Annotated in this window: 8 protein-coding genes; all 8 read right to left on the bottom strand. The window is 56.0% G+C overall.

Features of this window, described 5'->3' with window-relative positions:
* Positions 1-104: 104 nt before the first annotated feature.
* The 8 genes from LJE94_13215 to LJE94_13180 all read right to left on the bottom strand — a co-directional run bounded on the left by LJE94_13215 (position 105) and on the right by LJE94_13180 (position 8,871).
* Positions 105-1,322: a hypothetical protein gene (locus LJE94_13215; GenBank protein ID MCG6911068.1), complete on the bottom strand. Its 1,218-nt coding sequence runs from the start codon at positions 1,320-1,322 to the stop codon at positions 105-107.
* 94 nt (positions 1,323-1,416) lie between these two features.
* Entirely contained in the window at positions 1,417-2,136 is a 720-nt protein-coding gene (locus LJE94_13210; GenBank protein ID MCG6911067.1) for an ABC transporter ATP-binding protein, read from the bottom strand.
* Positions 2,137-2,171: 35 nt separating this feature from the next.
* Positions 2,172-3,389: an ABC transporter permease gene (locus LJE94_13205; GenBank protein ID MCG6911066.1), complete on the bottom strand. Its 1,218-nt coding sequence runs from the start codon at positions 3,387-3,389 to the stop codon at positions 2,172-2,174.
* Positions 3,389-4,624 carry an FtsX-like permease family protein gene (locus LJE94_13200; protein MCG6911065.1) on the bottom strand — a complete coding sequence of 412 codons (1,236 nt, stop codon included), beginning with the start codon at positions 4,622-4,624 and terminating at the stop codon, positions 3,389-3,391. Before LJE94_13200 ends, LJE94_13205 begins: the two co-directional genes overlap by 1 nt.
* Positions 4,621-5,340, bottom strand: a complete 720-nt coding sequence (locus LJE94_13195; GenBank protein ID MCG6911064.1) for an outer membrane lipoprotein-sorting protein — start codon at positions 5,338-5,340, stop codon at positions 4,621-4,623. Before LJE94_13195 ends, LJE94_13200 begins: the two co-directional genes overlap by 4 nt.
* A 74-nt stretch (positions 5,341-5,414) precedes the next feature.
* Positions 5,415-6,137, bottom strand: a complete 723-nt coding sequence (locus LJE94_13190) for a class I SAM-dependent methyltransferase (protein ID MCG6911063.1) — start codon at positions 6,135-6,137, stop codon at positions 5,415-5,417.
* A gap of 126 nt (positions 6,138-6,263) precedes the next feature.
* Positions 6,264-7,769 (bottom strand): MFS transporter, encoded by a 1,506-nt coding sequence (locus tag LJE94_13185; GenBank protein ID MCG6911062.1) that lies wholly within the window; start codon positions 7,767-7,769, stop codon positions 6,264-6,266.
* 778 nt (positions 7,770-8,547) lie between these two features.
* Positions 8,548-8,871 carry a cupin domain-containing protein gene (locus tag LJE94_13180; protein ID MCG6911061.1) on the bottom strand — a complete coding sequence of 108 codons (324 nt, stop codon included), beginning with the start codon at positions 8,869-8,871 and terminating at the stop codon, positions 8,548-8,550.
* Between the last annotated feature and the right edge of the window lie 217 nt (positions 8,872-9,088).

The following is a 9,088-nucleotide window of genomic DNA, read 5'->3' as shown; positions in this document are numbered from 1 at the left end:
AACCGGGTTTTTGACGGCCGGGGAGGTATTATTCCTCGGCAATCGTTGTGCCTTATTTTGGGTTATAGGCCCGAAAATCATTTATCACAAAAATACGAAAGGGACTAAAAATTCCATCGTATCCTGGCGCAAAACAGGTCGGCAGGATTCTCCCCGAAAAGGCTGTCCCCTGAGCCGTCGAAATGCTGCCACACCAGCATGAGCTGCCAGTTGTCGGCCAGTGAATAGGCATTGGATGCGGTCAGGAACAAGGAACCGTCGTCGTAAAGAGCGCCCCCCACCGTCTGACGGCTGAGGGAGGTGATGTCGAAGGACAGATCGGCATAACCCGTCCAGCGGCTAAAGCTGATGTTTTTGGCGGTCAAAGGCCGGTTCAGGTATACCAGGGTGCTGCCAGGGTCCTCGGGGTTGCCGGTGTAGAGCACGCTGATCCGCCAGGTCAGGTTGCGCCTGCCGGCGACGCTGTAATCGGCTTCCAGAGTCGCCACGGTGGTCTGTTCCTGATCCACCCCCTTCCACGTATCCCGATAGGGGTAAAAATAACTGACCTCGCCGTACAGCCCCGCCCCCCAGAGACTCCCGGAAAACCCCGATCCCAGCACCAGGTCGACACGCTGTTTGCCCCCCAGCACCTGCAGGTCATAGCCCCTGACGTTGAAACGGTATTGGGCCGCCAGGCTGGTGTCGTCCCAATCGTCTCCAACCCCCCAGACCGCTTCGGCCCGGGATGCAAACCCCAGGCTGCGTGACATTGTCAGGGCATCGGTGCCGGGCCGCTCTTCGTAGTCGAAATCGAACATGGAATACACATTGAACAGGTCATTGGGATTCCAAAGGGTGGCCATTCCCCAGTTGATGCGCTGCCGTCCGCCCCTTGCCTGCCAGCCATGCCCCTGCCAGTCCAGGTAGAGCCGGTCGAAGATGGTGTTGCCGATGAGGTTGTCTTCGTTCAGCCAGTTCCAGGACAGGTCGAAATGACCCGGATCCTCCTCGATGGATTTTTCGTAGGCGGGAATGTCCAGGCTGTCCCCCCACAGCAACCGGTTGCGCACGCCCGCGGCCAGCGAAAAGGAATCCGACCAGCGGTACTCGGCATCGAGACGCTGGTGGACGAGGTGGTCCCATGCGGTGGAGCCCGAGCCGGGAGCCACCGCCTGCGACAGGAATTTCACGTAGCCGCTGAAGGAATAGGGATGCTGCGGCGCCACTCCCGGCACCTGGGCTTGCACGGTGGCGGCTATCGTCACCAACACGCACGCCGCGAGCAAAGGCCGTATCCACGCCATGATGCCCAGCCGCTTTGTTGTCACAGCGTTTGCCATATATAGGTTCCGTTTCAACATTGGATTGGAAGGCGGCGGGTTTATTTTTCAAAGCACCATATCGTCAATAGCCTGCACGGCTGTCGCAGTGCCATCAATTCCCAACATCTGCATCTTCCGATCTTCCGACCTCCTGGCATCTGTCTTCCGCCACCTGCCCGTCCTCGAACACGATGACCCGTTTAGCGCGTTCGATCACACGCGGGTCATGGGTGGAAAAAATGAAGGTCGTGCCCTCTTTCTCGTTGAGCCGCTGCATGATGTCCAGCAGTCCGTAAGTGGTTTGGGCATCCAGGTTGGCGGTGGGTTCGTCCGCGAGGACGAATTTTGGTTTGGGGGCCAGGGCCCTGGCCACCGCCACCCGCTGCTGTTGTCCGCCCGACAATTTTCCCGGGACATTGCCGATCCGGTCGCCCAGCCCGACTTCGTTGAGCAGTTCCAGGGCGCGGGCCTCACAGGCTTCCCTGCTGCGGCCCTGCAGCTGCATGACGAACGCCACGTTCTCCTTGGCGGTCAGCACGGGCAGCAGGCTGAAATCCTGAAAAATGAATCCGATATTGTCCCTGCGGAAACCGATCAATGCCTTGTCGGGCAGACCGGTTATGTCCGTCCCGTCGATGATTACCCTGCCTTGGCAGGGGCGGTCGATGCCTCCCAGCATGTTTAGAAGGGTGGTCTTGCCGGAGCCGGACGGCCCCATAACCGCCACGAATTCTCCCTGTTCGACCTTCAGACTGACGTCATTGACGGCGGTGACGGGAAAATCCGTGTCCGGGTTGTAGGTCTTAGTCAAATCTTGGATGATGATGCTCATATCGATTCCTTTGTTCCAACACGGCGTTATGCCGACTAGTGCTTCTCCGCCAGAGCTTCGCTCAATCTTTTCTTTAGAATCTGCCGCGCCGGGTACAGTGCGGCTAAAACGCTGGTCACGAGCAGCATGCCCAGGGTTCCCAGATAGGTTGCCGTGGTGACGTTGGGGTACAGTACGGCGTCCACGCCAAAGGCACCCAGGCCCTCGGCCATTTTGCCCAAGGGAAGGCCGATCTTACCGGTGACGGCGGTCATCAGCATGCCGGCGACCAGGCCCAGCAGACTGCCCACCCCCCCCAGAAAAATCGATTCCAGGACCACCAGCCGCAGCACCTTTCCGCCGGTCATGCCCACGGCCATGAGCATGCCGAATTCGCGGGTGCGTTCGAACACGGACATCAGCATGATGTTGATGATGCCGAACCCCAGGGCAACGACGAACACGCCGATGACGATGTCGTTGGAGATGTCCATGGTGCCCTGCATGGCGGCCAGGACGGGTTGAACTTCACCCCAGTCCTGAACGATCCCCCTGCCGCCGACAACACCTTTCACGAGGTTCTTGAATCTGTCCACCGCGTCGCCGTCATCGAGCCGCACGGCAATTTCGTGGGATTGGTCGAGCCCGGTATAGCCCATCAGATCGGCTCGCCGTACAAACACGTTGCTTTCATCGAATCCGCTCGAGGGCGTGTTGAAAATGCCGCAGACCCGGAAAGCCGCGCCGGTCACCTCCCCTTCCTTGTCACTGAAGGTCAGGACGACCTTTGACTTCAAGCGCAGGTTGAGTTTTCCGGCAGTGCGCCGGCTCACCAGGATGGGGTTGCGGCCCTTTTGGGGCAACATGCCGCCTTCCACCAGGCTCTTGGCAAGCGAGGTGACCACGGCTTCGTCGGCGGCGATGATCCCGTTGATGCGCACGCCGCGGGTACTGGCGGCCGAAGCCAGCATCCCGTCGACCACCTGCCGCACCGTCACCCCTTCGACCCCGGGGATGGCCCGGATCTCCCGGGCCATGGCATCGGCATCCGGGAGCCACGCGCCCAACTCTTCATTCACCAGGAAATCCGGGTTGTGGACTTGAAGATGGGCGGTCTGGTACTTGATGGCGTTCTCCAGCATGTTGTCGGTCAAGCCCTTCATGAAGCCCACGATCAGGATGACTCCCAGCAGGCCGAACACCATGGCCGCCACCATGATGCCGCTGCGCAGACGGTTGCGCCACACATTCTTCCAGGCCAGTTTCAACAGCATTAAAGGCCTCCTTTCAGAGCCTTGGGTATCTCCAGCTTGAGAATGCGCACCAAAGGGTAAAGGGAGCAGAGGAGCAACAGGGTCAGCACCACAAGCATCTGCCCGACAAACAGTTCGGGGGCCAAGGAAAAAGGAATGACGGCTTCGAAGCCCATCTCCTCTATGCTCGCCGCCAAATCACCGGTGAGTCGAATGGGATGGTAGAAGAACCACAGCAATATGGGCATTGCCAGTGAAAACCCCGCGAGGACGCCGGTCAGGGCCAGAAAAAAGGACTCCAGAACAACCAGCAGTTGCAGCCTGGCCCGGGCCATGCCGGTGGCCAGCATGACGGCAAACTCGCGCTGGCGCTCCAGGGTCATCATGGCAATGGTGGCGAAGAGGCCAAAGCCCACCACGCCGTACAACACCAGGATCATGAAAATGCCGCTGACCCTGTCCATGGTGATCTGTTGGGCCAGCTCCGGAGAGATGTCGGCCCAGTTGCGCACCTTTACATCCGGCCCCATGGTTTCCCGGGCGGATTTTTCCAACCTGGGGATCCCCTTGACATCCTTGCCGTGCAGTACCCAGGCCGAAACCCGGTTCCCGGTGTGGTAGAGTGCCTGGGCGGTTTTCAGGGGCAGGTATACAATGCGTGCATCGATCTGCTGATTGGGAAAGTGGATGATGCCGGCAACCTCGTAAAGCCCTGCCGCCATGGTTCCGTGGAATCCCTGTCCATAAAGCACAAATTCATCGCCTATGGACAGCTTGAAGTACTCTGCCAGCTTGCCCCCTACCAGAACCGCCTTTTCATCCTTGCTTGCAAAATAGCGGCCTTTTTTCACCCGCTTGGAAAGGCCTGAATACGCGTCTTCGGCCAGGGGTGCCACGCCCATCACCATCACCCCCTTGGAGCGCTCCCCGGCCGCTCCGAGGGCAAAGGACTCCAGCCGCGGCACTGCCGTGGTGACCCCTTTTATGGTATGAATCTTTTCCACAAAGGCCTTGCCGCCGGGCAGCAGCCTGTCGATGGACTGGTTTTCGGAAAAGCCCGGTTCCTGCAGCTGCAGGTATCCGGAGTAAAAGCGCGTGGCATTATCCAGGTTCCGTGCATAGGAGCCCTCCTGCATGGAGCGCGTAAACAGCGCCAGCAACAGGGCCAGCGAAATGGTGCCGGCCGTTATGAATGTGCGCCGTTTCTGGCGCCAGATGTTGCGCCAGGCCATCCGGGCCGTGAATTCCGGTGTCATACCCGCAGGTCCCTCATGTTCTCCTGGGAAAAAAAGCTGGTGGGAATATCGAAATCGAATTCCGCTTTGTGGAACAGCAGGACGGTTTTCTGGTCCGGCTTGTCCGCCGGCTGCATCTCCTCACGGGTGGGAATCCTGCGACCGCCCAGGGTCTTGACGTCATAGGTGCTCATGGTGTTGATCAGGTCCTCGAATTCGTCATAGTACTCGACCTTGCGCATGTTGTACTCGCCCTTGCTGATCCAGATCACCTGCTTGCTCCACACAACCGGCGCATTGGGTTTGGGTGTCGATTCGATGACCCAGCAGGGGGTGCCGTCGAACACCTCCCCCTTCAATACCTTGTGGGTGTAGTCCACCACGATGGATGACTGGTTGATTAAATCGTCGTTGGTGAAGTCGGATCCCATCCAGGACTGCCCCAGCATGGAGGGGGCGATTTTGATGATACGCTCGATGCTGGGCACCCAGTTCCACATCTCCTTGTGACGCTTCAGGGAGCTGGTGCCCTTGTCCTGCGCCGGGGCCGTCACCAGCACCAGGGAATAATACCGGTCCTTGGTCCAGGCCTTCATGCGCATGCTGCGGGTCCACCCCGGCCGCACGATCTTCATGGTCATTTCGGTGTAGCTGGTGTGCCCGCGCAGTTTCAGATCCGCTTTCTGCACGATCTCATCGGCCGATTCCGCCAGTGCCTGTCCGGAGATAATAATCATTGTTATACACAATATTATCATATGCTTTTTCATTTTGGCCTCATTTAATGCATTACCTATTAGAAAACAACTTTCTACCCGGCTGCAAGCCCGTGAATATCAGGTGCACCTGGTTCTCGAATTCCTTTTTTTGCCGCCTTGAAATAAAGTAACGCTCCATTTTCAACCAATACGCTTTCGAAACGAAAACCGATCTCTTGGCATATGTTTTCTAATTCCCTTTCTGAATACAACGTACCTCTAATTTTACGTTTACGCCTGTTGCGCTCCGGTACGGGAACACTGCAGATGAAAATGGTTTCTTCAGCTGCAACGCGTTGAATCTCTTTGAAAACCTTTCTTACGTCATCGAAAAAATTCAGAGAGAGGATGCAAATGACGACATCGAAAAGCCTGTCCCCGAAGGGGAGTTCATCCGCGCCCGTCACATAAAAATCTGAATTTTCGAAGCCGGCACGCTTGAAATTACGCAGGGCTTTTCTCAGAAGCCCCGGGCTGATATCGGTTCCTGTATACCGGTTGTCATTAGGAAGGAAATTGACGGCACTGCCGCTGCCCGAAGCCAATTCGAGAACGCGTTTTTCATGGACCTCCTTCATCACCTTTCTGAGGATGTCATAATGCCGGTTTATATCCCCCCCGAATTTTTTCGGGAAAATAGAATGTTTCATGATGAAATCGTACAGAAACGAAAAAGCGTCTCCCAGCCAAGGTTTGAACGTCAAAAGCCTGCCGGCATCATCGACAAGGTAATGCAACCCGTTTTTGTTGATGGTCCGTATTCCTTTTTTGAGCATGTTACCCTCATGATCAACGCTTTTACCTGAATCGAACTATTTTCGGATTTGCCGCAGATGCATGGAATCCATTGAAAATATGCTTATTTCGATTATTCTTAAAATTTGAACCGCTCAACGTAGCTTTTATTTTCCGGCTCTTCCGCTCTCCCCCCCCCGAAGATAAGACACGACAATGCCGAGAGCGGCGATGACGGCACCGATGAGCATGGCGCGTTGGAAGGCCCCCATGAAGGCGTTTTCCAGCGCCGCGGTGTACACCTGTAGATCACGCCCCTGGTTCAGTTGGCGGAAGGTGCCGTTGAAGACCAGGCCCGCGGTAGCCACACCGATCACCATGCCCAGATTGCGTGCCGTGGCCACACTTCCCGATGCGATGCCGCGATGTCTGGCGGGAACGGCGCTCATGGCGGCGGCACTGTTGGGGGAGATGAATACGGCCACGCCGATGCCCGTCAGGGCAAGGCGCCAGGCAATATCCACGACCGTAGCCTCGGCGGTAAGGCGGGATAGAAGCAGCAAGGCGCCTGCCAGCAAAGCCATGCCGATGGTGCACAACACCCGGGACCCCATTCGATCGGACAGCGTGCCCGATATCGGTGCGATGAAAAACTGAAACACAAAGGGAATCGTCATCGTCGCGCCGACCCGGCTCATTGAAAAGCCCAGGGGGTTGACCATGTAAAACGGCATGAGAAAAGTGATGAAAAAAAGGCCCATGAACAAGATGGCTGCCGCCGACACCGACCACATGAAAAGCCTGATCCTCAGCAGCGAAGCGGTGATGATCGGGTGGGTACTGCGGCTTTCGACGCGTATAAGCAGCGCCGTGCTGACAACGAAAAGGGAAGCGGTCACGCCGAAGGGGATCGAGGTGGGGCCCCAGTCGTGAATGTGACTCAACCCCGCGATGAACGTGCCGAAACAAACTGCCAGCAGCAGGGCGCCAACCCAATCCAGGGATTCATCGGGCAGTCGCTGCGACATCCCCTTCAGAATCGGCAGTGCCGCCGCGGTCACGCCTATACCGATGGGAATGTTGATGAAAAAGATAACCCGCCAGGAAAAATGCTCCAGGATCAAGCCGCCCAGGGCGGGCCCGGTGGTCAGCCCTGTCGCCACCACCATGCCGACCATCCCCAGTGATCGTCCTCTTTCGGCTTCCGGGAATACATCCACCACCAGCGCCGGCGAACAGGCCATGAGCATGGCGGCCCCGATACCCTGCAGGGCCCGGGACGCGATTAGCGGCAGGGCGCCGGCGGCGACGGCGCACAAAAGGGAGCCGATCGAAAAAGTTACGAAACCGCCGCAGTAGACCCACCGCCGCCCCCAGATGTCACTGAGTCGCCCGCATGTCAGCAACAGCGAAGAAACGGTCAGCAGATAGATCATGGGAACCCATTCGATCACCATCAGCGACACCTTAAAATCCGCCATGATCTTTGGCAGGGCGATATTGACAATGCTGGAGTCCAGGGTGGACATGAAAACACCGGCGGCTACGATAACAAACACCAGCCATTTGTTGGCAGGATAGCGGGAAACGCCCTCGGTGGTGCCCGGGACTCTCTCCCGCCCTTCTATTGCCGGCCGTTTCGAGTTGGTTGCACTCCCGCCGTTTTTGCTCATAGCTTGCTCTCGCATACACCAGACGATTGAACGGTATGATATTTTAAATCCACACCGCTGATTGGCAACGCGGTTGGTAACGATACGGTTTCATTGTCCCTGTATTTGTACAACCCGGTGTTTATTCCAGGGCATCTTTTTGAGAACCAGTGCAATGCCGCATCGGTTGAAAGCAACGACCATGAATGTGCCTAACAGCAACAGGATATAGACAGGGAGTCGAACGCTTTCCAAAAGGCCTAGAAGCGTAAACGCGAAATATACGATTCTCACCTGGGTATCAAAGTCAACGAGGCTCTTGAAACGATTCCAAAAAAAGAGTATCTGGACGGCACTGACAGCCATGACAAGATAGTAACCCGGTCGCCATCCCAACAGCGCGGCGATGATAAAAATGAGTGTAACGGTCCAAAACCACCAGTCAATTTTTTTTGGTTCAACAACAACCCTCATTCTACCCTCCAATCACGGCTTTTCCCGCCCGGCTAAAGGTTCCCGACTTTTCAGGATGTAATAACGATCTAAAACACCCGCCTCCGTCGGAGAATTTAGATCGTTAGTAAAAATGGTAAGTCGCCCCTGCCTTGAGGACCTCGGCTTGGATTATGCGTTCCTGGTTAAGTTCAGCGGCCCGCAGGCGTTCTTCATGGAAGCGGCGGTTTCTTACAAATAACCAAGGAACGATAGCCGGAGAAGCCACGGCCAAAAACGGCCACCATGCGGGTGATATACGAAATGCCGTTGTAAAACCTCCCATGGGTTGTTTGGTCTTCGAGGTTCAATAGTGAACAGCAAGCCATACGGTTTCCATGTCCGGCGCTGTCCGGGAAACCCTATGTTTCACATGCGCGTTTATGTTTAAATAGCCACCCGGCTTCAATATAACTTCTTCGCCACGTTCGAGTGTTATGACGGCCTCACCTTTCAAGACAATGACCCACTCGTTTTGGACCTGATCATACCATCCATTTTCGGGAGACGTATGTCCCTTCGAAATTATTCTTTCAATTTTCACATTTTCACTTTGAACCAAAATCTCGAATATTTCTTCTTCAACAATATCAGGTATTGATTCAAAAATATTTTCAGGTTCTTTATTCACTCTTTTTCTTCGATTCCCCTCAACCTTTAGCGCAAATCAGAGAACGCCGGCAGATCCGGAGGTCTGAGGAAGGCCCCTCGAAGGGGCCTGAGCTGCCGTCGGCTCCGATTTGTTTTAACTCCCTTCATCTTCCACCGGCGATCATTATGGGAACCTTACCGGATCGGTACAACATGTTCAATTCTCACAGGCTGAGTCGATGGCTTATGAACGGCGT

It is taken from the genome of Deltaproteobacteria bacterium, from assembly GCA_022340465.1.
GTDB lineage: Bacteria > Desulfobacterota > Desulfobacteria > Desulfobacterales > B30-G6 > JAJDNW01.
This window is presented reverse-complemented; position numbering and strand designations above follow the sequence as displayed.

Bases quoted from the DNA above. Each gene is read 5' to 3' on its own strand.
- LJE94_13190 (MCG6911063.1), bottom strand. From the start codon at position 6,137: ATGCTCAAAAAAGGAATACGGACCATCAACAAAAACGGGTTGCATTAC.
- LJE94_13215 (MCG6911068.1), bottom strand. From the start codon at position 1,322: ATGGCAAACGCTGTGACAACAAAGCGGCTGGGCATCATGGCGTGGATA.
- LJE94_13210 (MCG6911067.1), bottom strand. From the start codon at position 2,136: ATGAGCATCATCATCCAAGATTTGACTAAGACCTACAACCCGGACACG.
- LJE94_13195 (MCG6911064.1), bottom strand. From the start codon at position 5,340: ATGATTATTATCTCCGGACAGGCACTGGCGGAATCGGCCGATGAGATC.
- LJE94_13185 (MCG6911062.1), bottom strand. From the start codon at position 7,769: ATGAGCAAAAACGGCGGGAGTGCAACCAACTCGAAACGGCCGGCAATA.
- LJE94_13205 (MCG6911066.1), bottom strand. From the start codon at position 3,389: ATGCTGTTGAAACTGGCCTGGAAGAATGTGTGGCGCAACCGTCTGCGC.
- LJE94_13200 (MCG6911065.1), bottom strand. From the start codon at position 4,624: ATGACACCGGAATTCACGGCCCGGATGGCCTGGCGCAACATCTGGCGC.